The organism is Pedobacter sp. UYP30 (genome assembly GCF_040547165.1).
Classification (GTDB): Bacteria; Bacteroidota; Bacteroidia; order Sphingobacteriales; family Sphingobacteriaceae; genus Pedobacter.
This window is the reverse complement of record NZ_JBEPPD010000001.1, coordinates 308,900-333,674: the sequence shown is the minus strand read 5'-3', so window position 1 is coordinate 333,674 and position 24,775 is coordinate 308,900. Positions and strand designations below refer to the sequence as shown.

General features: G+C 36.8%; 26 protein-coding genes. 17 read left to right on the top strand and 9 right to left on the bottom strand.

Annotated features, from left to right (window positions below; all coding sequences use genetic code 11):
* Positions 1-187: 187 nt before the first annotated feature.
* Positions 188-838, bottom strand: a complete 651-nt coding sequence (lolA1, locus tag ABIB40_RS01515; protein ID WP_354355232.1) for an outer membrane lipoprotein periplasmic chaperone LolA1 — start codon at positions 836-838, stop codon at positions 188-190.
* Between the two features lie 61 nt (positions 839-899).
* A complete protein-coding gene (locus ABIB40_RS01510) occupies positions 900-3,458 on the bottom strand; it encodes an FtsK/SpoIIIE family DNA translocase (protein ID WP_354355230.1) in 2,559 nt (852 codons plus the stop codon).
* Between the two features lie 416 nt (positions 3,459-3,874).
* Here ABIB40_RS01510 and ABIB40_RS01505 point away from each other — a divergent pair, with 416 nt between their 5' ends.
* Positions 3,875-4,528: an ankyrin repeat domain-containing protein gene (locus ABIB40_RS01505; protein WP_354355228.1), complete on the top strand. Its 654-nt coding sequence runs from the start codon at positions 3,875-3,877 to the stop codon at positions 4,526-4,528.
* A 15-nt stretch (positions 4,529-4,543) separates the two neighbouring features.
* Here ABIB40_RS01505 and ABIB40_RS01500 read toward each other — a convergent pair whose 3' ends face one another.
* From ABIB40_RS01500 to ABIB40_RS01490, 3 genes are read right to left on the bottom strand one after another with little or no spacing between them, the layout of a single operon-like run.
* Positions 4,544-5,431, bottom strand: a complete 888-nt coding sequence (locus ABIB40_RS01500; RefSeq protein WP_354355226.1) for a flavin reductase family protein — start codon at positions 5,429-5,431, stop codon at positions 4,544-4,546.
* Position 5,432: 1 nt separating this feature from the next.
* Entirely contained in the window at positions 5,433-6,032 is a 600-nt protein-coding gene (locus tag ABIB40_RS01495; RefSeq protein WP_354355224.1) for a DUF2238 domain-containing protein, read from the bottom strand.
* On the bottom strand, positions 6,029-7,033 hold the full coding sequence (locus ABIB40_RS01490; protein WP_354355222.1) for a fumarylacetoacetate hydrolase family protein: 1,005 nt from the start codon (positions 7,031-7,033) through the stop codon (positions 6,029-6,031). The genes ABIB40_RS01495 and ABIB40_RS01490 overlap by 4 nt, the downstream gene beginning before the upstream one ends.
* Before the next feature lie 262 nt (positions 7,034-7,295).
* Between ABIB40_RS01490 and ABIB40_RS01485 the strand changes: the two genes are divergently transcribed.
* Genes ABIB40_RS01485 through ABIB40_RS01475 form a run of 3 tightly spaced genes read left to right on the top strand, consistent with a single transcriptional unit; the run spans position 7,296 to position 9,527 of the window.
* Positions 7,296-7,622 carry a helix-turn-helix domain-containing protein gene (locus ABIB40_RS01485; RefSeq protein ID WP_354355220.1) on the top strand — a complete coding sequence of 109 codons (327 nt, stop codon included), beginning with the start codon at positions 7,296-7,298 and terminating at the stop codon, positions 7,620-7,622.
* Positions 7,612-8,913, top strand: coding sequence for a DNA (cytosine-5-)-methyltransferase (dcm, locus tag ABIB40_RS01480; protein ID WP_354355218.1), 1,302 nt, complete (start codon positions 7,612-7,614; stop codon positions 8,911-8,913). The genes ABIB40_RS01485 and dcm overlap by 11 nt, the downstream gene beginning before the upstream one ends.
* Positions 8,913-9,527 carry a hypothetical protein gene (locus ABIB40_RS01475; protein WP_354355216.1) on the top strand — a complete coding sequence of 205 codons (615 nt, stop codon included), beginning with the start codon at positions 8,913-8,915 and terminating at the stop codon, positions 9,525-9,527. The genes dcm and ABIB40_RS01475 overlap by 1 nt, the downstream gene beginning before the upstream one ends.
* A 99-nt stretch (positions 9,528-9,626) precedes the next feature.
* Here ABIB40_RS01475 and ABIB40_RS01470 read toward each other — a convergent pair whose 3' ends face one another.
* Positions 9,627-10,079 carry a hypothetical protein gene (locus ABIB40_RS01470; RefSeq protein ID WP_354355214.1) on the bottom strand — a complete coding sequence of 151 codons (453 nt, stop codon included), beginning with the start codon at positions 10,077-10,079 and terminating at the stop codon, positions 9,627-9,629.
* A gap of 210 nt (positions 10,080-10,289) precedes the next feature.
* Between ABIB40_RS01470 and ABIB40_RS01465 the strand changes: the two genes are divergently transcribed.
* Together ABIB40_RS01465 and hppD are read left to right on the top strand one after the other, a co-directional pair.
* Positions 10,290-11,492, top strand: a complete 1,203-nt coding sequence (locus tag ABIB40_RS01465) for a homogentisate 1,2-dioxygenase (protein ID WP_354355212.1) — start codon at positions 10,290-10,292, stop codon at positions 11,490-11,492.
* A 79-nt stretch (positions 11,493-11,571) separates the two neighbouring features.
* Positions 11,572-12,702: a 4-hydroxyphenylpyruvate dioxygenase gene (gene hppD / locus ABIB40_RS01460; protein ID WP_354355210.1), complete on the top strand. Its 1,131-nt coding sequence runs from the start codon at positions 11,572-11,574 to the stop codon at positions 12,700-12,702.
* A 243-nt stretch (positions 12,703-12,945) separates the two neighbouring features.
* Here the strand turns inward: hppD and ABIB40_RS01455 are convergent, their stop codons facing one another.
* The 3 genes from ABIB40_RS01455 to ABIB40_RS01445 form a co-directional block, all read right to left on the bottom strand.
* Complete coding sequence (locus ABIB40_RS01455; protein WP_354355208.1) at positions 12,946-13,470, bottom strand: DsbA family protein; 525 nt, start codon at positions 13,468-13,470, stop codon at positions 12,946-12,948.
* Positions 13,467-13,937, bottom strand: coding sequence for a peroxiredoxin (locus ABIB40_RS01450; protein ID WP_354355206.1), 471 nt, complete (start codon positions 13,935-13,937; stop codon positions 13,467-13,469). The genes ABIB40_RS01455 and ABIB40_RS01450 overlap by 4 nt, the downstream gene beginning before the upstream one ends.
* A 94-nt stretch (positions 13,938-14,031) precedes the next feature.
* A complete protein-coding gene (locus ABIB40_RS01445; protein WP_354355204.1) occupies positions 14,032-14,949 on the bottom strand; it encodes a DUF58 domain-containing protein in 918 nt (305 codons plus the stop codon).
* 190 nt (positions 14,950-15,139) lie between these two features.
* Here ABIB40_RS01445 and ABIB40_RS01440 point away from each other — a divergent pair, with 190 nt between their 5' ends.
* From ABIB40_RS01440 to ABIB40_RS01390, 11 genes are all read left to right on the top strand, one after another.
* Positions 15,140-15,859 carry a sterol desaturase family protein gene (locus ABIB40_RS01440; protein WP_354355202.1) on the top strand — a complete coding sequence of 240 codons (720 nt, stop codon included), beginning with the start codon at positions 15,140-15,142 and terminating at the stop codon, positions 15,857-15,859.
* A 3-nt stretch (positions 15,860-15,862) separates the two neighbouring features.
* Positions 15,863-17,713 carry a beta-ketoacyl-ACP synthase III gene (locus tag ABIB40_RS01435; protein ID WP_354355200.1) on the top strand — a complete coding sequence of 617 codons (1,851 nt, stop codon included), beginning with the start codon at positions 15,863-15,865 and terminating at the stop codon, positions 17,711-17,713.
* Positions 17,714-17,721: 8 nt separating this feature from the next.
* Positions 17,722-18,618, top strand: coding sequence for a DUF6999 family protein (locus ABIB40_RS01430; RefSeq protein WP_354355198.1), 897 nt, complete (start codon positions 17,722-17,724; stop codon positions 18,616-18,618).
* Positions 18,619-18,707: 89 nt separating this feature from the next.
* A complete protein-coding gene (locus ABIB40_RS01425; protein ID WP_354355196.1) occupies positions 18,708-19,052 on the top strand; it encodes a hypothetical protein in 345 nt (114 codons plus the stop codon).
* Between the two features lie 84 nt (positions 19,053-19,136).
* On the top strand, positions 19,137-19,553 hold the full coding sequence (locus ABIB40_RS01420; RefSeq protein ID WP_354355194.1) for a VOC family protein: 417 nt from the start codon (positions 19,137-19,139) through the stop codon (positions 19,551-19,553).
* An 11-nt stretch (positions 19,554-19,564) separates the two neighbouring features.
* Entirely contained in the window at positions 19,565-19,879 is a 315-nt protein-coding gene (locus tag ABIB40_RS01415) for a pyridoxamine 5'-phosphate oxidase family protein (RefSeq protein WP_354355193.1), read from the top strand.
* A 200-nt stretch (positions 19,880-20,079) separates the two neighbouring features.
* The gene (locus ABIB40_RS01410) at positions 20,080-20,997 is read left to right on the top strand and encodes a hypothetical protein (protein WP_354355191.1); all 918 of its coding nucleotides are present in this window, start codon (positions 20,080-20,082) and stop codon (positions 20,995-20,997) included.
* A gap of 158 nt (positions 20,998-21,155) precedes the next feature.
* Entirely contained in the window at positions 21,156-21,473 is a 318-nt protein-coding gene (locus ABIB40_RS01405) for a hypothetical protein (RefSeq protein WP_354355189.1), read from the top strand.
* A 367-nt stretch (positions 21,474-21,840) separates the two neighbouring features.
* Positions 21,841-23,319: a sodium:solute symporter gene (locus tag ABIB40_RS01400; protein WP_354355187.1), complete on the top strand. Its 1,479-nt coding sequence runs from the start codon at positions 21,841-21,843 to the stop codon at positions 23,317-23,319.
* A 17-nt stretch (positions 23,320-23,336) separates the two neighbouring features.
* A complete protein-coding gene (locus ABIB40_RS01395; RefSeq protein WP_354355185.1) occupies positions 23,337-24,044 on the top strand; it encodes an LOG family protein in 708 nt (235 codons plus the stop codon).
* A gap of 138 nt (positions 24,045-24,182) precedes the next feature.
* On the top strand, positions 24,183-24,677 hold the full coding sequence (locus ABIB40_RS01390) for a hypothetical protein (RefSeq protein ID WP_354355183.1): 495 nt from the start codon (positions 24,183-24,185) through the stop codon (positions 24,675-24,677).
* Positions 24,678-24,775: the final 98 nt, after the last annotated feature.

The following is a 24,775-nucleotide window of genomic DNA, read 5'->3' as shown; positions in this document are numbered from 1 at the left end:
GGCATCTTCAAGATTATGCCAAGAGCAAATATAACTCCTACTTTAAAGGGCAAAAGCTTGGTTGACCCACAAGGAATACCTTGCTACTATACCATCGTAACACTCAAAGAAGCTAAAAAATAAAATGGGTCTAAATAAAAAAGGTTCGACATTTATGCCGAACCTCAATTATTTTAAGTAAGGGTTATCACCTTAGATCTACTACTTCTACACCTGGATGCGCTTTGGCATCATACGTAAACGTACTTTCTAACATACTTGAATTTGGCGCAAAAGACTTTACGTTATAGGTGTACGTATTCCCGTTTTTATCAAATAAAACAGCACTAGCAATCTGATTTGCAGCCTTATCTATGCTTAACCGAACTTTAAAGATGGCTTTTTTGCCGTTAATCGGTGTTAAGTCTATCATTTGATAGGTTTTCTTACCAACTTTCTTCTCCCCTGTGTACAGGTATTTAAAACCACTCTCGTAAACGGTAAAAATTTTAGCAGGATTAATGGCATCACTGCTATTGTCTACATTGCCTACCTGAACTTCTTTATCCTTTTTTAAATAAGTCCATTGAGTTTTACCATCGCTGTACAGTTCTTGGTTCGTCATGGACACTTTGTACTTGTTCGAATTAACTTTTACGTAAAGCACGCCTTGCTGCGTTTCTTTTACATTTGCCTTTGGGTTGCTTAGCGTAAACGAAAACTCTGTTTTAATGTATTTATATGATTTGTACTTCTTACTTACTGCCGCCAAAATAGTTTTGGCTTTTGCATCCTGCTGGGCATGGGCTATGGTTGTAAATCCTACCAACACCATCATGGCTACTACTAATTTTCTCATTTTATATATGCTTTTTTTTATGTGTTGTGATATAGAGTGATTTTTAACCTCATGGTTTAATCTATCCCTTTTTATCTATACCATTCAAGAACTGTTCCAAAGAATATTCATCTGGATATAAAACCTCTCTAGCTTTGCTTCCTTCGAAAGGCCCAACTATTCCGGCCGCCTCTAACTGATCTATTATCCGGCCAGCACGATTATAGCCTAATTTCATCTTTCGTTGGATTAGCGATGTAGAACCTTGCTGATGCATCACAATTAACCTTGCTGCTTCCTCAAATTTCGAATCTCGCTCATTAGCATCAAAATCCATTTTCCCACCTTCTCCATTTTCGTCTACATATTCGGGCAACAAATAAGCGTCAGAATATCCCCTTTGATTGCCGATAAATTCTGAAATTCTATCTACCTCTGGCGTGTCTACAAATGCACATTGAAGTCTGATTAACTCGCTTCCTGTTGCCAAAAGCATGTCTCCCCTACCAATTAACTGATCTGCGCCACCAGTATCTAAAATGGTCCGCGAATCTATTTTAGACAAAACCCTAAAAGCTAACCTTGCCGGGAAATTGGCTTTTATGGTACCCGTAATAATATTTACCGAAGGTCGTTGTGTAGCGAGAACCAAATGGATGCCAATGGCTCTGGCCAATTGGGCCAACCTGGCAATTGGCGTTTCTACTTCTTTACCCGCCGTCATCATCAAATCGGCAAACTCATCTACCACCAACACGATAAAAGGTAAAAACCTGTGCCCATTTTCTGGGTTTAGCTTTCGCTTGATGAATTTGGCATTGTACTCTTTTAAATTCCTTACTTGCGCATCTTTTAATAGATCGTAACGCTGATCCATTTCTATACAAAGTGAGTTTAGGGTATTTATTACTTTTTTCGTATCCGTGATGATGGCATCTTCTTCTCCTGGTAACTTTGCTAAAAAATGGCGTTCAATTTTGTTGAATAGCGTAAGCTCAACTTTTTTAGGATCTACGAGTACAAATTTTAGCTCAGCTGGATGTTTGCTGTAAAGTAGCGAAACCAAAATAGTGTTTATACCCACAGATTTACCTTGGCCTGTAGCTCCTGCTACTAATAAATGGGGCATTTTAGCTAAATCTGCAATATATACCTCATTGCTGATGGTTTTTCCCAACGCAATTGGCAAATCCATATTGGTCTGGTTCCATTTCTCTGTGGCAATCATGCTTCGCATAGCAACCATTTCTGGATGCGAATTTGGCACCTCAATACCTATTGTTCCTTTTCCGGGCATTGGCGCAATAATCCTAATGCCAAGGGCGGCAAGAGATAAAGCGATATCGTCTTCTAAATTCTTGATTTTAGAAATACGAACCCCTGGCGCCGGAATAATTTCATAAAGTGTTACGGTAGGCCCTATCGTTGCTTTTATTTTGTCAATCTCGATGTTGTAATGATTGAGCGTTTCTACAATTTTATTCTTATTTGCATCCAGCTCTTCGGCATTCACCGATATTTTGCCCGATCCGTAATTTTCTAGCAAATCTAATGTAGGTTTTTTATACCCCGGAAGATCGAGCGTGGGGTCATAAGCTCCAAACTGCTCCACCAAATCTTCAGATTTTATATCCTCTGCACTTTTTTCGACTGTTAATGGTGGTGAAACAATCGGCTCTTCTTGTTCTCTTGGTTGTTCAACAATAAGCGGAGGTGCAACTATCTTGTTAACCGGTAAAGGTTTTTTGTTAATAGGTGTTACTGGAACAAAATCTTCCAAATCTTGTTTTGACGAATCTACCGACACGTTCTGTGCCAATTTCTCGTTCAACGTAGGTCGCTTTCCAGATTCGGTATATGGCGCCATCTTTGTTCTATCTTCGTTAACCAGCTGGTTCTGCTTAACTTCTCCATCTACGTCTTCATCATCTTCAAAGCGCTCTCTTTTATGAAACTTAAAATCGATGTTATAAGCCACGATCAACGCAGTTAAACCTGCAAATAAAATGAGTCCTGCAACACCTGCAGTGCCAATTTGTGCAGATAAAATTTTATTGCTCCAAAAACCAAATTCGCCCTCTAAAAAATGTGGCGAATCTGTCCAAAAGCCATGGGCAAAGCCCAACGTTATAGAGATAAAAATTAAGAAGAAAAAGCTATAACCTAAAGTTTTAGAAATAGATAGTATTCTTACCTTAAACAGCAACCTATAGCCAATAATAAAAAATGCCAACACAAACAAAAACGATGCAATTCCAAACCATTCATAAATAAATTGATGAGACAACAAAGCACCAAACTTACCAAGCCAGTTCTGTACCACAGAGGTATTAACGCCCAAGTTTTTAAGTTCTTCGGTAGTTTTGAAGAGATTGCCCCAACCACCGTTTGCATCTATTACATAACTTTGGTCATCTTGCCACGTAAATAGATAAGAAGTAAATGCAATTAAAAAGTAAAGTGATAAAACGATGAAAAACAGGCCGAAAACCTTAACGGCGCGTCCGTCTTGCAAATCGAACTTTGGTAAATATTCTGTTTTTTCTCTGGGCTGCCTAGATCTAGCCGATTTGCCAGAGGTATTTTCTGTATTGTTATTTTTGAAAGAATTGGTTTTGAACTGATTACCACGTGCGGACATCTTCTTCGTTAAAATTTTAAAATGATAACAAACTTATGCAAATCTGCGCAGGATTTACAAAAAGCTTTGAGAAAATTGCAGGTTATTCGAATTTAATCAATGTTTACTGCCTAACCATCGATTGAACACACAGTTTAAATTAAGATAAAAAATGTTGAGGGTATTAAACCTTAGGCTTATTTTTTTGTCTATTTAGCATCACACTTGAGGTTTTAGGATTATTGATTTTTGTTTTTAGGTTTATCCCGTTTCGCATTTTTTGCGGAGCGGGATTTTTTTTACGCCAACAATACAGAGTAGTTATCAAAAAAATACCTACAAAAAGGTTGTTTATGAATTCAAATGTATAATTTAGTGGAGGTTTCAAATTAATTTTATCAGCAAAAAAACCCAAAGGGGTCATCGCATTTTCAGTTATGGATATTGAGCATCTTGAAGAACAAATAGAAGTTGGTAATATCGCAGCTGTTAAAGAAATTTTACTACAGAAACCAGACTTGGCTCGATGTCAAACTTCTCATCAAACCTCGGCATTAATGCTTGCCTGCTATTATAAGCGTAAAGATATTGCATCGCTGATCAGCGAATACATAAATAACCTTACTATTTTTGATGCCTGCGCTGTTGGTAAATTTGAAGAGGTAACGTTAGCTATTTTTAAAAATCCAGGGCTGATAAATGAATTTTCTGCAGATGGCTTCACTCCTCTAGGACTATCTTGCTTATTCAACCATGAACAATTGGCTAAATTTCTATTGTTAAAAGGTGCTGACGTCAATTTGCCGTCTAAAAATGGCTTTAATGTCTTTCCTCTACACTCGGCTGTTGCTGCAAACAATTACAACATTACCCAAATGCTTTTAGAAGCGGGTGCGTATCCTAATGTTTGCCAAAAAGCTGGCATTGCTCCATTACATACAGCAGCTCAATTGGGTAATATAGAGCTTATTATCTTGCTTTTGGAACATGGCGCAGAAGTTTCTCTGAGAATGGAAGGCGGAAAACTACCGGCTGATCTTGCTCAAGAAAAAGGCTTTGAAGAAATTGCAGTGATTTTGAGAGAAGAGTAAAGTCGTAATTTATAATTAAAGTAAAATTACAGTTAGTGCGTCTTTAATATTGCCACTAAGTATCAGTCGTTTTGCGAGGGTATGCAACTCAATCTCTCGAGTCTTTGCATCGCCGATGGTGGCATCTAATATTTCTTTTACGGCCGGTAGGTGCATGGATTGGTCAATTTCTTCTGCAGTTGGCAAAGTCTCTAGGTTTCCCAATCGTCCTAAATCGTTACCACTTAACACCATAGATAATCTAACGCTTTTTGGCAGGGCATCTACGCCTATACCCAAAGTTCTTAGCGGTTTCTCTACTTCAAATAAACTTTCTGGTGTAATTCTAGCGTACCAATTTCCACCAAGGCGTGCAACCAAATCTATCTTCTGCTGGTCTATATTGCCTTTGTCGTCTAAAATATCTTCTTGTACATGGATAACTACCACCTCTGCAATCACCAAGTTGCCCGCCCCTTTTTGATCGCCAAGCTTAACCACTTCTTTTATGCGGCATTCTAACTGCACCGGCGCTTCTAAAACCCTTGGTGGCTTTACCAAGGTAGATGGAGCCATGGTAAAACCAGCTTTCTCGAACTCGTTAATCCCTTTTCCATATTCGGTGCTTGCCAAACTCATTTGCTGTACCATTGCATAATTTACAATGTTTATAACGCATTCCTTCACTTCAAGCACGTTGTCTAAGGTGTGTTTGGTAGAATTGTCTCGCATGCGCGTAACGGGAGAAAATATACAGATTGGTGGATTTATGCTAAAAAGGTTGAAGAAACTAAAGGGGCTAAGGTTAACATTTCCTTCTTTATCTACTGTAGATGCAAAGCATATCGGTCTCGGCGCCACGGCATAATATAAATAATTTTGCACCTGTGCAGGTTGTAAATCCTCAACTTTAAATGATAGCATATTAGTTAGTGTTTTTTATTGATGTATTTTGTATGTTTTTAAATAAAAAAATGGCTACAGCCGAACCAATCAGTGCGGTAAGCATATCAGATTGTGTATCCCAAATATAGCCTTGTGTTCCCAAAAAGGCATCGCCCGATGAACCGGTATTTACAGAAACAAACCATTCAATTAATTCATAAAAAGCACTGATCGCCAACGCGATAGATATTACAATAAATGATAACCATTTCTTTCCATTTACCACCTTCTTTTTAAGGAAAATCTCCCTGACAATTATAGAGGGTGTAAAGCCCTGCATAAAATGCCCAAGTTTGTCGTAGTTGTTTCTTGTTTGATGAAAAGTGTTTTTAATCCAATCGAACAACGGAACTTCTGCATAAGTATAATGCCCACCAACAACTAAAACAACGCATTGAATAAAAATAGCGAGGTACGTAAGGTTGCTAAATTTAAAGGTTTTGTAAGTAAGAACTAGAATAATTACGCCCAGAAATGCAGGCAAACATTCTAAAAACCAGGTAAATAATTCTTTGCACCCTATAAAAGACCAAATGGAAACTATTGTGAAAACAACGAGCAACGTGATTGGAAACCTCATACTGCTTTTTTCTTTAGCGCAAGGATCGAAAAATCGCTTTTATCTTTTATAATGGTATTTGTAAGTGCACCCAAACCTGTTATTTCCATTTCTACTACATCGCCGGGCATTAACCATTGCGGCTTATAATTAGCGTCGTTTAATTTACCTGTGCCATTCAACTCTAAAAAACAACCAGTTCCAACTGTTCCGGATCCAATAATATCTCCAGGGAGCAATTCTACGCCATACGCGCAACGTTCTATAAGTTCAGCGAAAGTCCAATTCATATCGGCTGCTGTGCCGCTAGAAACCAATTGGCCGTTAACTCTACAAGTCATCTTTAAATCGTACACATTGCCTACGTGATTATTTTTTGCAGCAACTTTAAAAGACTCTAACTCATCTGGCGTAACCAACCACGGACCAATTGCGGTGGCAAAATCTTTTCCCTTGGCAGGCCCTAAATTCAGCTTCATTTCTTCCATCTGCAACCTGCGCGCGCTCAAATCGTTCATAATCATAAAACCAGCAATGTACTCATCCGCTTCTGCGGCAAGAATGTTTTTGCCCCTTTTGCCAACAACCACTGCAAGCTCTAATTCGAAATCTAATTGCTCAAAATGATCCAACATACATGATATTTCTCCTGTGCCCACAATTGCGTTGTGGTTGGTAAAATAAAACACTGGGTATTCATCAAACTCTGCAATCATTGCTACACCTCTATTTTTGCGCGAAGTTTCTACATGCTGTTTAAAAGTGTAAGCATCTCTGCAACTTGGGGGATTTGGAACTGGAGCTAAAATCTCGTAAAAGACCTCTTCTTTGGCATCAAGAAAGCCCTCTCTAATTTTTTCGTTAATCTGTTTTGCGCGTTCCATTAAATCTTCGCCACCCTGCAAAAACGCATTCATATTGTCTGGAATTAGCTTATCGCAGCTATTTAAGTTATATATATGGCCATTTAGATAAATGCCTAAATGTTCTAGTTCTTCAGTTTTGTATGATAGAAGTTTCATGCGGTTTTAATTTAATGGTTGAGGTAAATCTAACAATTTCACTGCGAAAAACATACCAATCATTTTACCGCTGTGTATTATTTTAAGTCATTTTTAACTGGGGGAAAATCTTTCGGTTCTGTTATTAATTATGTTCCAGACTTTATTTCAGGATAACTATCCAAGCCAAACGTTAAAACCAAACTTCAGCAAAAAATAAAAAAAACTAGACTTGATTTATCCATTTTCAAAAGACTTGTATATTTGGACGAAATATGACCAAATGGCTATTGTAAAAAAACATTCATCTTTTTGGGAACTTTTAAGAAGTTTGAGAGAAGGAGCCGGACAGACTTTGAAAGTTGTTACTGAAAATTTGGAAATGGACACTTCGCTGTTTGCAAGAATTGAGCGTAATGAAAGACATCCGACGACACAAATAATTAGCCAAATTGCTGAATATTTTCAAGTTGACAAAAAAGAACTGCAATCAGAATTTTTGAGCGAACAAATAGCTTACAAAATTATCGACGAGGAAGCGGACATTGAAATCCTAAAGTTTGCCGAAGAAAAAGTAAAATACCTTAAGAGCGTAAATAATGGAAAATAAAATAAAAGTTTTAGAACTGTTTGCAGGTGTTGGTGGTTTTAGGCTTGGGCTTGAAGGATGGAATGGAAAATCGGCATCATCAAACTATAAAAAACCATTAAACCTTAACTACGCTGTAGTTTGGAGCAATCAATGGGAACCATCAACAAAAGTGCAACACGCATCAACGGTTTATGAAAGCCGTTTTGGAAAAATAGGACATGCAAACCAAGACATTGCCAGTGTCGAAGTTTCAGAAATGCCAGATCACGATCTATTGGTTGGCGGTTTTCCTTGTCAAGATTATTCTGTTGCAACAACGCTGAAAAACTCGAAAGGATTAATAGGTAAAAAAGGTGTTTTATGGTGGTCAATTCATAAAATTCTTTCAGAAAAAGAAAACAAACCGAAGTATATTTTCCTAGAAAATGTTGATAGGTTGTTAATTTCGCCATCAGGACAACGTGGTAGAGATTTCGCAATAATTTTAAAAAGTTTAAACGATTTAGGCTATGCTGTTGAATGGCGTGTTATTAATGCGGCCGAATTTGGAATGCCACAAAGACGGAGAAGAATTTTTATTTTGGCTTACCTACAAGGAACAGGCATTTACGAGGACATAAAAAACACTTCGGCTATTGAATGGATTTTGGGAGATGGTACTTTAGCAAATTCTTTTCCTGTAACAACAGAAGTTTCTTTGTCTGCAACCGAGCTTACGCTAAAAGGCGATATTGTCTCCATTTCTGAAAATTTTAATAAAAACGGAAAAACAGGTTTGTTTGAAAATTCGGGGTTAATGATCGACGGAAATGTAACAACAATTAAAACTAAGCCGAAATACGATGGAAAGTTTACCATTCTAAAAGACTTGATCCAAAATGGAGAAGCTACCGAAGACTTTTATATAAATGACGAGGATTTAGACAAATGGAAATACCTGAAAGGCCCAAAAAAAGAAATGCGAACCAATGCAGACGGTTTTGAATACAACTATAGCGAAGGCGGAATGATTTTCCCCGATTCTTTAGAAAAACCTTCGAGAACAATTATTACGGGCGAAGGCGGCAAATCTGCATCGAGATTTAAACACGTTATTCAAACTCAAAAAGGTTTTAGAAGATTATCGCCAATTGAATTAGAGCGTTTAAATATGTTTCCTGATAACCACACGAAATTTGATGGAATTTCTGACACAAAAAGAGCCTTTTTTATGGGAAATGCGCTAGTTGTTGGTGTTATAGAAAAAATAGGAATTTCGTTAAGTGAAAAAATTAAAGTCCATTCATCAAGCATTAAATCAAACCCGTAATGACTTACAATACGTTTCGTGAAAATGATATGAGAAGAGAACGAATTTTATCTGAGTTTTTAGACCGTAAACTATATAACCAAAGTTTATTTATAAACGCCCTAAGAACAAATACAATTGAGGATCAATTTGCTGGCTCTGATATTGTTTCCTCAATTCCAACCAAAGGATTAAATAACATCATTATAGACGAAAAGGCTCAGTTGTATTATTTAGAGGGAGGCCTGCCTACGTTTGCCTTCGAATTAAATTTTATTAATAAAAGGGGAGAAAGAGTTGAAGGTTGGCTAACAGACAAAAGCAAAAAAACAGCATATTATCAATTGCTATTTTTAACTGCAAAAAAGGATTTTGACAGTATTGATGATATATATAAAGTTGAGTATGTTTTAGTTAAAAGAAGTGCAATCCTTCAGGCTATAAATTTAGATCTAGAAACACTTAGAAATAAAGGAAAAGAAGTAGCAAGAAATTCAGAATTTCACCAATTTAAAGATCCTGATTTATCATATTACTTCACACACTCTACTAAGCTTGCCGAAAGTCCTGTAAACGTTATACTTAGAAAACAGAAATTAATCGAAATCTGCTGCTTACATGGTTCAATAGAATAATTTATGAGTGCAAATTTTAATCCCAAAGAAAAATATAATTGATTTGGCAAAACTACTTGAGAGCAAAACCCTAAGCCTAACACAAATTATCCCACATCATTATTTCACTACTGTATATTTTCTAAGGTCACTTTTGATGAGCGGAAAATCTTTAGCTTCTAGTTTTCTATAGTATCTTTTATTTGCAAACGGCTGAGAAAGTAATAAGCCGCCGGCTACCCCCAACGGTACGCCCGCAATAGCTAATGCAGCGCCATCTATACCAGGGGTAGTCGCACCAACTATAAAAAGGGCCACTCCGCCTATTACCGCCATAGGAACAACAATACCAGGGCGACTGATATAAAGTGCTGAAATGTTTTCTGCTTTTACGAAGGTGGTATCTCCCTTTCTTCTATAAAGAATCAACCCATTATCATTCGCTGCATAGAAAATACCGCGGTGTCTTTTATGGTTGTGTTCTACAACTTTTATCTTGTATTTTCCTCGATTTTGGGCTTGGCTCGGAAAGTACATCGCAAATGCAAGTAAAATTATTAGCGCAATTTTCATGGTTTTTAATTTTAATGGCTTAAAGTTAATTTAATTTGTCCTAAAAAAATGCTAAATTAGCATCATTCAGACCATGATTTTAAAAGCATTACATATCAATTTAGTAAACGACGCCATTGCAGCGCGCCGTTACAAGATGCTTTCTAAACTGATCATGGCACAATATTCTAAATAAAACAGGTTTTACACCTAAGTTTTATTTTGGCTTTAATGCCAATTCCTTTTCTATTTTCTAAACTAAAATATCCTATTATTATGCCTGTTTATCATAAATTGGGTCAAATTCCAGCAAAGCGCCATACCGTTTTTCGCAAACCAGACAGAAGTTTGTACGCTGAAGAACTTGTTTCTACTGAAGGTTTCTCGAGTTTGTATTCGCTGGTTTATCATTGCCATCCACCAACTTTGGTAAAAGAATTGGGAGAACCTCATTCTGTAGAACCAAAAATTGCAAGAGAAAAACATTTAAAACACACCAGTTTAATCGGCTTTAAAATTAAAGCAGAAGACGACTATTTAAAAAGCAGAAAACCTGTGCTGGTTAACAATGATTTACATATTGTGCTGTCAGCGCCAAAGAAATCAATGACTGATTATTTTTATAAAAATAGCCAGGCTGATGAGATGATTTTTGTACATGAAGGTTCTGGAACATTAAAAAACGGCTTCGGAAACATCAAGTTTGGTTACGGCGACTACCTTATTATCCCGAGAGGAACTATTCATCAAATGGAATTTGATACGGAAGATAATCGATTATTTATTGTAGAGAGTTTTAGCCCGATAAGGTCGCCAAAACGCTACATGAACCAATATGGCCAATTGATGGAGCACTCGCCTTATTGCGAACGAGATTTAAGGTTGCCAGAGGACTTAGAAACACATGATGAATATGGCGATTTTAAAGTATTGATTAAAAAACAGGGATTGATTTATCCTTATATTTATGGCACCCATCCATTTGACTATGTTGGTTGGGACGGCTACCAATATCCTTACGCATTTTCTATTCACGATTTCGAGCCCATTACAGGACGGCTACATCAACCACCACCAGTCCATCAAACTTTCGAAGCCAATAATTTTGTGGTCTGTTCTTTTGTTCCTCGTAAATACGATTATCACCCAGACTCTATCCCAGCGCCATATAACCACAGCAATGTAGATAGCGATGAGGTATTGTATTATGTTGATGGCGATTTTATGAGCAGAAAAAGTGTAGTTAGAGGTCAAATTACTTTACATCCGGGCGGCATTCCGCACGGGCCACATCCAGGCACGGTAGAAAAATCTATCGGACAAGAAAAAACAGAAGAATTGGCCGTAATGATTGATCCTTTTAAACCGTTGATGCTTACCCAAGACGCTTTAGACATCGAAGACGAGAATTACTATAAGAGTTGGCAGGAATGAGGGGGAAGCGGAAAGACCAAAGCGGAAAGCCTAAAACCTATTACCTACTAGCCAACATCAAATTTTCAAAAAAACAAATATGAGCACACAAACATTTGCAGAAAAAATAGCAGAGGCACAAGATTTTTTACCGATTAACGGCACAGATTACATAGAGTTTTATGTAGGCAATGCCAAACAAGCGGCACATTATTACAAAACAGCTTTTGGTTTTCAAGCATTGGCATATTCAGGGCCAGAAACTGGAGTTAGAGACCATGCATCTTATGTATTGCAACAAGGAAAAATTAGACTGGTTCTAACCACTGCCTTAAAGTCAGATCATCCCATATCAGAACATGTAAAAAAGCATGGAGATGGCGTTAAGGTATTGGCACTTTGGGTAGATGATGCCTATTCTGCCTTTGAAGAAACTACAAGCCGCGGTGCAAAACCTTACATGACGCCTAAAACCATTAAAGATAAAGATGGCGAGGTAAAAATGAGCGGAATTTATACCTATGGCGAAACGATACATATATTTATAGAACGGAAAAACTACAAAGGAGCATTTATGCCTGGTTTTCGCAAGCTAGAAAGTGATTATAATCCAGAAGAGGTTGGCCTACTCTATATCGATCATTGTGTAGGCAATGTGGGTTGGCATAGAATGAATGACGCCGTGAAATGGTATGAAGATGTTATGGGTTTTGTAAATATTTTGTCTTTTGATGATAAGCAGATTAACACAGAATATTCTGCGTTAATGAGCAAGGTAATGAGCAATGGAAATGGCTTCTCTAAATTTCCCATCAACGAACCTGCAGAGGGAAAGAAGAAATCGCAAATTGAAGAATATTTAGAATATTATGAAGGTGAAGGCGTGCAACACATCGCGGTAGCAACCAAAGACATTGTAAAAACGGTAAAAGCGTTAAAGGCAAGAGGTGTTGAATTTCTAAGCGCGCCGCCAGAGGCTTATTATAACATGATGCCTGAACGCGTTGGGAAGATTGACGAGGAGATAAAAATTTTAGAAGAATTGGGCATTTTGGTAGATTGTGATGAAGAAGGATACTTGCTTCAAATTTTTACCAAACCGATAGAAGATAGGCCTACCTTGTTTTTTGAGATCATCCAACGCAAGGGCGCACAAAGTTTTGGCGCTGGTAACTTTAAAGCCTTATTCGAATCGCTGGAACGAGAACAAGAACTAAGAGGTAATTTATAAACATAATACACTCTTGTTGAGCAGTTTGGGTTTAAGTTTAAAATAATAGGATTTTTTGGACATATCGGCGGTGGCCTGAAATGGGGAAACTTCATGTTTTCTTCATAAAGAAACTGCACCTTTGAAATAACAAAACACAAGAAGCGATTTCCGTTTTGTTAACTCTAAAATTCATAAACAGTTTTTTAGTTTTCCGGTTACCCTTATCTGATACCTCATATACTTAATCGTATATGAGGTTTTTTATTCACTACTTTCTCGTAACATATCGAACAAATCTTCTGCCCCACCGTCAAATTTTTCTCCATTTACATAAAACGAAGGTGTACCATTTACCCCACTCCTTACACCGCCTTCAAAATCTGCATCTATTTTTCCTTCTAATTCACCCGACTGGTCAAGATCTTCTTGAAACTGCTGAACATTCAAGCCAAGTTGTTCTGCAAGTTGGATGAATAAATCCTCTGATAAATCGTCCTGATGCTCGAACAGGCCATTGTTCATTTCCCAAAACTTGCCTTGCTTCGCAGCTGCTTCTGCGGCAATTGCGGCTGGATAAGCCATTGGGTGTACTTCTGTAAGTAGAAAATTTCTAAAAACCAGTGCAACTTGTCCTTTAAAATAATCGACAATATTTTTTAATACTTGGTGCGCATGGGCGCAATGCGGACATTCATAATCACCATATTCTACCACAATCACCTTTGCATCGCTACTTCCCTGAATGTGGTCTTCTTCGTTTACTGCTGTTTTTAATTTACTCATCATTTATTTTTTTCTAGTTCATCTAATGCATCTAATATTCCATCTGCGCCAGGGTTTACGGCAGTTGGCGATAGATAACTCCAAGAAATCTTACCTTCACCATCAATTACAAACAAAGCACGCTTGCTCTCTCCTGCCTTTTCGTCATATACGCCATAAGCTTTAGCTACTTCGCCCTTAGGTTCAAAGTCTGCCAATAATGGGAAATGTAATTTTCTATCCTTGCCAAATGCGCCATGACACCAAGCGCTGTCGACAGATATACCTAAAAGCTGAGCATTTTTTTTATTAAAAAACTTTAGCATCTCATTATAGAGTGCCATTTGGTCGCTGCAAACTGGACTCCAATCTGCTGGATAAAAAGCTAGAATGACATTCTTCCCTTTAAAATCTGATAGTTTTAGGCGTTGATCGGGCGTCGCAAACAGTTCAAAATCGGGTGCTTGCCTACCCTTTTGTAAAATTTCCATGTATTGATCGGTTTAAAGTTTTTTTAAAGCAAACATTAAAAGTGAGCGAATGTTTGCGCCTTTACAAGCCGAATTAAAAACTGCTAGCAAAAACTTAACCCATTTTTTGTCTTTTAATGAGATAGCCCTGCAACACTGGGAAATAACCATCTGCAATATCCGCATCTATCAAATCTATTTTATACTGACTACATTTTAATGCAATTTCTTGACGATAAGCAACGAAAGCTTTCTTATAATTTTCTTTTACCCGATTGGTATGCACCTTAACCGTTTCTCCGGTTTCTATATCTACAAATTGGTGCGGTCTATTGTCGAACTCGAAGTCTACCTCTTTATCTTTGTCTAATACATTGAAAATAATTACTTCGTGCTTGTTGAATTTCAAATGTTGTAGCGCATTAAAAAACTCATCAATACTTTCCGAATTTCCTTCAGTTGTCAATAAATCGCTGAAGATAATGATCAGTGAACGCTTGTGCACCAAATCTGCTATTTGGTGAAGTGCATAACTTATATTGGTTGTTGCCGGTTTATTTTCTTCATCTAACAAACTCTGCATTTGAGCAAATAGGTATTTCTGGTGTGCGTTAGTAGATTTTGCATCAGAATTTAAGATGATTTCATCTGTAAAAAGGCTTAGTCCAAAAGCATCTCTTTGCCGTTTTAGCAACATCATTAAGGCAGCGGCCGCCTTTACCGAGAAAGCCAATTTGTTGTTTTTTCCTTCCGGGAAATACATGGAAGAAGAAGCATCTACCACAAATTGGCAACGTAGGTTTGTTTCTTCCTCATAACGTTTACTATACAGTTTATCGGTTTTTGCGTATAATTTCCAATCGATATTCTTTACATTATCACCCACATTATATTGCCTGTGTTCTGCAAACTCCACAGAAAATCCATGAAAAGGACTTTTATGCAGGCCTGTTATAAAACCTTCAACCACTTGATTGGATAAGAGCTCTAAATTACCAAAGTTATTTTCTGTTTCTAATCGAGAAGCCTGCATGTGGTAAAGTTAAAAATGATTTTGGATAAATGATGTCGTAGCTATTCCCAACTCTAAGGATACGAAATCTTGTAAAAAGAAAGAAATGAGTTTGATGATGTAAAAATTTATATCTTAGATGAAATAAGGCGTAACATAGATTAGATTAAACCCGTTTGAGAACTCAATTCAACATAAATTACGATAAGTAGTGGGACTTTTAATTGAGCACATCTTATTTAAAGATTCTTACATCGTATTATACGGTTTAACTTTTGCGTACTTCTTGTTTTTATACTTCGGCATAGGGTTTTTGTTTTTATCCATTTGCAAAATACTAGAACGCAAACGCCTACTCAATAAAATCGAAGGTAAAAAGGTTTCAAATGAGCAGATTACTTTCGAAATAAAACACTCGATAAAATCAATCATTGTTTTTGGGTTTTCAATTATCCCAATCATCTATTTAATAAGGATTGATACGATAAATTTATTACCCAATACTTGGCTTAATATTCTGATAGGCCTTATCATTCTTACGCTTTGGAATGAAGTCCATTTTTATATTGCGCACAGAATAATGCATCAAAAATTTATGATGAAACATTTTCATTTCATTCATCATAAATCAAAAACACCCACCGCTTATTCTGTGTACAGTTTTCACTGGGTAGAAGCACTTTTATTAAGCACCATGCCCTTAACCATCGTTCCGTTTATACCTTTTTCTATCATCGCTGTATTTACATATCCATTAGTGAGTATTTTAATAAATTTTGCAGGACATTGCAACTACCGATTTGGAGATGGAAAAGGTACAAGCTGGACGCTCTTTGGCACTTACCATAATGAACACCACAGCAGAGGTAGAAGAAACTATGGCTTTTCGCTTAATTTTTTGGATAAATTATTTTCTAAGCATAATAAATAATTGATGAACGAAGTATATATCACAAGTTCAGGTACGTTTTTACCAAACGAGGCAGTTTCTAACGAAGAAATCGAAGATTTTTTAGGGCGTATAAATGGCGAAGACAGTCGGGCTAAAGAACGTGTATTAAAACAAAATGGAATTAAAACCCGCCACTATGCGTTAAACAGAGAACAAAAAACTACACATTCTAACGCGCAGTTGGCCATACATGCGGTGAACGAGGCATTGCAAAAAAGCAGCCTTAGAAGCTCTGAAGTAGAATTATTGTGCACTGGAACCACCCAAGGAGATTTACCCATCCCTGGTTTTGCAAGCATGGTACACGCTGGGCTAGACTTTAACAGATGTGAGGTAGCAAGTTTTCAAAGCGTTTGTGCTAGTGGAATTATGGCACTCAAAAATGCATATTCTCAAATTAAATGTAACGAAAAACAAAATGCTGTTTGCGTTGGCAGCGAGTTGGCAAGTAGAATGTTTAAGGCATCTCGTTTTGAAGCACAAAAAGTAGACGCTTTGCCTTTCGATGCGGAGTTTTTAAGATGGATGCTCTCTGATGGTGCTGGAGCATTTGTCCTTCAAAACAAAAAAAATGAGAGCGGCATTTCCTTAAAAATAAATTGGATTGATATAAAATCTCACGCGAACGAATTTCCTGTCTGTATGTTTACCGGAAAAACAGATAATAAAAATGAGGAAGAGCAAACATGGTTGGATTATCCAAGTTATGAAGAAGCTTCTAAAGCCGGAGCAATCAATTTAAAGCAAGACACCAGGCTATTAGATAAGGTGATTAAAATCGGTGTGGCGCATTATTTTGAGTTGATTGACCAAGGAAAAATCATAAAAGATAGCGTTGATTGGCTATGCTGCCATTATTCCTCAGAGATATTTAAAGAGCCGATAAAGGAGTTGATGCTGAAAGGTGGTGGCGAGATTGCTGATGATAAATGGTTTAGCAACCTCAGTTCAAAAGGAAATACTGGCGCGGCCTCTATTTTTATTATGTTGGATGAGTTGATGCATTCTGGAAAGTTAAAGGAAGGTGATAAAATACTTTGCATGGTACCAGAAAGTGGTCGTTTTGTTACGTCGTTTATGCAGCTTACCGTAACAGGAAAAGCAGAATCGAAAGCAAAAAAATATCCTCTGAGAAAAATTGAATCTCCTGAATTAGTTATCGATAAGAATGAAACTTCTGAATGGCTGATTAGAAACCTTGCGCAAATATGGATCGACTTTGAAACGGAATTGCTTAGAGTGCCTATTATAACTAAAATACACGATGGTAAACTGAGCATTTCAGATTACAAATTATTGTTGATGGATTTAAGGCAGCAGGTAATAGATGGTTCTCAATGGATATCTCGTGCTGCATCCAATATAGATATAGATTTATTTGAGTTGCGCTCGGCGTTTATAAAACATACTGCCACAGAGCATAAAGACTATCAAATGCTCGAAAAAAATTTTGAAGCATTAGGGGAACACATCGAAACGATACAAGCGGGCGAAAAAAATATTGGTACTGTTGCGCTTACTTCATTTATGTTTCAACAAGCAAGTAAGGCAAACCCAATAGATTTGCTCGGTTCTATGTTTATTATAGAAGGTATTGGTAAAAGACTAGCGGGTTTTTGGGGAGAGATGATAAAAGACCAATTAAATTTGGAAAACAATCAGGTGTCTTTTTTTACCTATCATGGTGTGGCCGATGAAAACCATTTTCATAACTTAGAAAAAGCATTAAATCATCCAAAAATGAATATGGAGGTAGCTAAACGGCTAGTTAAAACTGCCAAGATTACAGCTAAATTATACAAAATGCAATTAGAAGAATTGGGCAATTATTAAACAGAGTTATGATAGACGAAAATATGGACATGTCGGCGCACGATGAAAGAGATCCCAACCCTTGGTTGGCATTGCTTTTAGATGATAGCATTCCGATTAATCACGCTACAAAATTGGCTTTGATGAAAGATAATTCATCCAAATCAGCAAAGTATTTGTTGCCATTGGTTCAGCTTTGGTCTAAAATAACCATGTTTTTCATCCATATATTTAAGTTTTTCTTTCCAAAGCTAATCAACTCCTCAAAAGTCTTACATCGTATCTTATCATGGGGACTTCGCCGATTTGTAAGTCCACATGCAAACTTGCTTATATTTAGACACTTCAATATTGGCACCGAGATTTTGCAGTTTATTGGAGGTAATGTTAAAGATGTTGCGATAGTAGGAAATCCTTTAAAACCCAAAAATTTTGAGGATGTTAAGGATGATTTGTTTTTAAAGCACGATTTAAACCTATACAATTTTGTTATTCACTTGAACAGACAATTAAAAGAAAAGAATATAACGATTGGGCGCCCAGAGAAAATTAACTTCGACATGATTACGGAAGATCGATTTGACCATATTGATTTTCCAAATCGCTGGACAAATATTTTAGATCTACGTTCTGCCATCGAGTTGTTTACGCCTTTTTATCAGTTGTTTTTAACTTCAAATGATTTCGTAAGAGCATCGAATTCACTACAATTGGATGAAACAATTGCCATTTATACTTCACAAATTTTGGGAACTCCCGGGCATTTGGGATTGATTAATAATAAACATCCAATGGTACCTGTAACCACCTACAGTGCAGCTTATAGATTGGTTTTACACGGCTTAGCTGCCGAAACACTACATGAAGTACTGGTAAAAATGAAGCTCAATAAAAACTCAGATGGCATCTTGACGCCTATAAGGTAGTTATGCCTTACATTTTTTTCGTATAATAATCTCATTTTGTCATTTCCCATTTCCTTTGTATCTTAGATAAGTAATCAATCACCACAAGTATGAAAAATCTACTCCTACTGTCCCTCCTTCTTTTTGGCTTCAATGCATTTGCTCAAGAAAGCACAACATCTAAAAAAACTCCCATTTTGTCTTATAAGTGTAATGATAGTACAAGCTTAAGTAAAGACAAAACAATTTTGAAGCTTTTTGGCGACGCTACTATTAAAACTGATGCACTCGAAATTACGCATGCAGATAAAATAGTTTTTGATAGTAAAACAAATGAAATGATTGTTACTGGCAAATTTGAATACCGCATGCGTGGCGCGTTAAACATTAAAAACAGTTCGAGAAACAATACACTTCGATATAAGATTGGCGAGGACACCGCGTATATAGATTAAAAATAAGGATGATTCGTGTTAGAATTTTCTAACTCTAGAATATTCGATGCTAAACGTAAGCGGCTTTCAGCAAAAAACAAGATCATGATCAAAATCTTTAACACCTATCGCCCGGAAGGATTCGGCACCGTTAGCGGATATTTAATGGTAGAAAATCCGAGTGAACTGATTGATTTTTTAAAAAAAGCATTTTATGCAGAAGAACTCAACCGATCCATCAACCCCGAAACCAAAGATATTGCGAATGTGATTTTAAAAATAGGCAGTTCTTGTTTTATGATCAGTCAGGCAAGAGGGCAATATATGGAAATGCGAACAGCATTTTATTTGTACGTAGAAAATGTAGATGAGATGCACAAAAGAGCGGTAGACCATGGTGCTAAAGTAGAATTTGAACCAGCCGACATGGATTACCAAGATCGGCAATCTGGCGTAATAGATCCAAGTGGAAATTACTGGTGGATTTCAAAGCGGCTTGTAGAAAGTGGGTATCATGAATAAGTTTTTACCAAATGACAAAAGAATTTTTATACGATTTTATCTATAAAAACAAAGTTGCCGTCGTAGCTACTGTATCAGCGGATAAAAATTCGGAATCGGCACTTGTTGGCATTGCAGTAACGCCAGATTTGAAAATCGTTTTCGATACATCTTCTAAATCTCGTAAGTATTCAAATATAATGTCAAATTCTTTAATTTCATTTGTAATTGGATGGGAGAACGAACAAACCATTCAATATGAAGGAATTACCAAAATTCCAAAGAAAGCAGAACTGAACAGACTAAAAGAAATTTATTTTAAGAATTTTCCAGATGGAAAGGAATAGGAAAAATGGGCGGATATAGCATACATCTGTGCCGAACCCATCTGGATAAGATATTCTGATTTCAACCAACTAGTAAAAGTTGAGAAACGTACATTTTAACTGCATATTTACTAACTCGCATATTTTCTTTATCGATGCAATATTTTCTACAAATTAGGGTCAATTAAGTTTATCCAACATCACAATCCTTATTAGAAGAAATGCAGAAAATTCTATTTACAACCTTAACAGTTCTCAGTTTTTTGAATGCCCTTGCACAAAAAAAAGAAAAAGTCTTTCTCGATAAAACTGACTCAACGCGAAATTGCTACACGATTTTATATCCAGCTGAATTTCCGCTGAAAGGTTATTTAGTGATTATTCCAGGATTTGGAGAAACTGCAGAAAGTGTGTTGCAACAAACAGGCCTTCCAATTTTAGCGGCTCAAAGCAGACTGTTAACCATTATACCAACTTTTCAAGAAGGCAGACTCTCTTTCGGAATTGATAACCTTAGCCAAGAATCTTTAAAATCGATTTTGCAAGATGTTAGAAAAAAGCACGGGCTGAAAAATGAAAAACTCTTTATTGGCGGGTTTTCAATTGGTGGAAGCTGCGCTATTAAATTCGCAGAAGAAACTGATTTAAAACCTACAGCAATATTTGCAATCGACCCAACTCTTGATTTTGAAAGATTTTTTATCTCGGCAAGTAGAGACATTATACTTACAACTGATGGAAGTTATAACCAAGAGAATGTTTTTATGGTCGACAACATTAAAAAACTGATGGGAGGCGAGCCGCAGGATGTTCCGGAAAATTATTATAAAATTTCTCCCTACTCTTATTCAGATACTAGCCAGACAGCTATTAAGAAAATAGTAGACTTTCCGATTATTATATACTGCGAACCAGATGTACAATGGTGGTTGAAAAATCGAAATGCCGACTTTTCGAACATGAATGTTTTAGACTGCTCGGCAATGATTAACGAGCTGAGAAGGCTTGGCAACAAGAATGCAATTCTAGTTACCACAGAAAATAAAGGCTATCGGGAGCCAAATCATCAACGCCATCCACACTCTTGGAGCATTGTAGACAACCGCGAATTGATTAGCTGGCTACTTCAAATTAAATGACAAAACGATAGTATTATCGTTTTTAAAAAAACATAGTATGCTTGTATGTCAAGATAGAAATACAACAAAATTACAAATTTACTGTTATAAATAGAACTAACCGGAATTTACCCATCAGTTGAGGGATCCGATGGTGCTATTAATTAAAATCTAAGAATATGCAAATCCTACCATTATCCACACTTTTTACAGAAAAACCTGCTACTTGGGAACTTAAAGGCGATCCACTTCTTTGGAACGAGATGAAACTAAAGATTGATTCTTTTCAAAGACCGCAAACCGAGGAAAGTTTTGCCGAACTTTTAAGTGATCTTTTTTTAAATCTAACAGGTAATAAATTAGAGCCAAACAAAAAAGTCTTTGTAGAACGCTTTGGTACTGGAGAAACAGCTAGCGGCCTTGTAAGCACTGATTTTTGGCTGGGCAGTGCTTTGGAAATGCTCAAGAAGAGATTTTCTAACATGCAAAGTGACTAAAACTTTGAATTAGCCTTCGGAAGTCAAATATTAGATTTCAGCTCATTCGCTTAGAAAAAATTATACTCTAAAATATTTAAAATCCACTGAAAAGCAAATCAGAACCTTTACTACTCGGAATAATTTTGGTACAGATCTGTTAACGATTCGCTCAACATCCAGTCATCTCCATAAAATTTACAGCATTGTAGGAATTAGGGCTCTAAAAAACTGCTAACTGGCCAAAACTCTATAATTGCTTCCGTTGAGACTTTTTTTTTAGCCACTGGTATTTTTTGATTACGCCTTAATGGCGGCGACGTAAATATTTCACAAAACCGTCTTTTTAAAAACCGTTTTTACTACATTTAACGGCTAAATATAATTTATGAGTCCACTTGTACTGCTGTCTTTTCTTTTGGGTTATTTTTTGGTGCTCATTGGAGTTGCCTATCTAACCTCTAAAAACAATTCTGATAATTCTTCTTTCTTTATTGCAAATAGAAATTCTAAATGGTACCTGGTTGCTTTTGGAATGATTGGTACTGCCCTATCTGGGGTGACCTTTATTTCTGTACCTGGAGCCGTTGGAAAGAGCGATTTCGGGTATTTTCAGTTTATTTTGGGTAATGCAGTCGGGTTTATTATCATCGCTACAGTATTGTTGCCGCTTTATTATAGGCTAAACTTGGTTTCTATTTATACCTATTTAGATCGGCGGTTGGGCAAATACAGTTATAAATCTGGTGCGGTTATTTTTTTAATCTCCAGAACCGTTGGCTCTGCCTTTAGGCTTTATTTAGTTGCCATTGTATTGCAGAAATTTATTTTCGATGCATGGAATGTTCCTTTCTGGATCACCATTGTCATTTGCCTAGTACTTATTTGGGCCTATACGCATAAAGGGGGATTAAAAACCATTATTATAACCGATACCTTGCAGACCGTATTTTTGCTTCTTTCGGTGTTGCTGTCGATTGTTTTCATCGCCAAATCGTTAAATTTAGATGTAGCGGGCACCTTCGAAGCGGTAAAAAACAGCAGCTACTCCAAAATCTTTTTCTGGGATAACTTTTTGGGAAACAAGCTGCACTTTGTTAAGCAATTTCTGGGCGGAGTTTTTGTTACCGTTGCCATGGTTGGTTTAGACCAAGATTTGATGCAAAAAAACCTCAGCATGAAAACAATTAAGGAAGCGCAAAAGAACATGTTTACGTTTACCGGGGTATTTGTGGTGATGAACATTTTCTTTTTAAGCGTGGGCGCCTTGCTTTACCTATATGCAGCACAAAATGGAATAGACGTAGCAGCCTTGAAAACGCCCGACAGCTTATATCCAGAAATTGCACTCAGACATCTAAACATCATCCCGGGAATTATATTTATGCTCGGACTTACCGCAGCAACTTTTGCCACAACAGATTCTGCACTTACCGCCCTAACTACTTCTTTTTGTGTAGATTTTTTACATTTTGATAAAAAGGCTGATCAAAACGACCCAAAGTTGGTAAGTAAAAGACATTGGGTACATGCTGGCTTTTCGGTAGTGATGGTTGCTGTAATCTTAGTTTTTAAAATTATAAATGATGATTCTGTGGTTAATGCTATATTTACCGCGGCGGGCTACACTTATGGGCCATTGTTAGGTTTGTTTGCATTTGGAATGTTAACAAATAAAGCTGTGGCCGATAAATTAGTGCCCTACATCTGTTTACTTTCGCCAGTGCTGTGCTACATTATTGCAGAACATTCTGTAAAATGGTTTAACTATGCGTTGGGCTTCGAACTTATTGTTTTAAACGGGCTAATTACCTTTTTACTACTTTGGTTTACAGGCAAAAAGTCTTTAGAACAGACGAGATACTAAAATTTAAATACGATTAAATGACGAGTGAAGAAAAAATAAGAAGTGCTTTCGAGAATAAAGATTGGCAAGAGATAAAAGTAACAGATTCTTGGCAGATTTTTAAAATAATGGCCGAGTTTGTAGATGGCTTTGAAAAGCTTGCCAAAATTGGCCCTTGTGTTACCATTTTTGGTTCAGCGCGTACGCCAGAAACGCACCAATATTATAAAATAGCAGAAAAATGCGGTAAATTGCTTACCGAAAGAGGTTATGGCGTAATTACGGGCGGTGGCCCGGGCATTATGGAGGCTGGAAATAAGGGCGCTTACACCAATGGCGGAAAGTCTGTTGGCCTTAACATCGAGCTTCCCTTCGAGCAATTTCACAACAAATACATAGACCATAACAAACTGCTAGAATTTGATTACTTCTTTATCCGCAAGGTGATGTTTATGAAATACAGCCAGGGCTTTGTTGTACTGCCAGGCGGTTTTGGTACAATGGATGAGTTATTTGAAGCGTTAACATTAATTCAAACGGGCAAAATAGCGCGCTTTCCTATTATTTTAGTGGGTAAACCTTATTGGTCTGGTTTAATAGATTGGATAAAAAATGTAATGCTCAAAACAGAACACAACATACACGAAGAGGATTTAAATCTATTTAGATTGGTAGATACCGCAGAAGAGGCAGCCGAACATATTTTTAGATTTTACAATAAATATGTGCTTAAACCAAATTTCTAAGCTTTATAAAAAATCGAGGATATTGCTTCGAGCCTACCTAGATTATCTTCCGAAGGTCAAATATCAAAGGGTTTTGGCTAATTGCTGTAACAAAGAAAGTTTTTAAAGGTCGTAAAGCTATAACAGAATGAATTTTTAATGAACCACGACTTTAATTGGAACAAAGACACATTTGATAGTAAATACCAGGTTCTTAGCCAGGGGTTGCTCAAATATGCGCTCAATTTTGAGTCATGGCATAACTCTGCCATTGCAACCACGCAGACAGGTATTTATCTTTTCAAAACCCAAGGCCTTAGTAAGGCCGAAACCTTGCTCTTAAACAATAGGAATGAGGTTCTTGCAGTTATTACGTTTAACTGGCTTGCTTTAAATGCAACAATTAAATTTACAAATGGCGATTCATTTAAATTTTTGTACCAGAGAAATTGGATTACCGAGTGGAGTTTAAATAATGGAACCGACAAACAGGTTTTCTACAAGGCAAGAACTGGCAGCGGAATGATTAAGAGCAATGTAGATGAGGAATTGACTATTTTAACAGGTTTATACATCAGAGAATATTTTTCTAGGTTATTGTTTTTAATTATCGGCGTAATACTTATTGGGCTTTTTGTGCGCGGTAGCTTTTAAAAAGGTTTTGCAATTAGTTTGCTTTTCTCGCCTGCATCTAAGCTTAATTTAACAACTTCCAACTCGAAAAAGATGAATTTTGATAAAACCCAAATAGG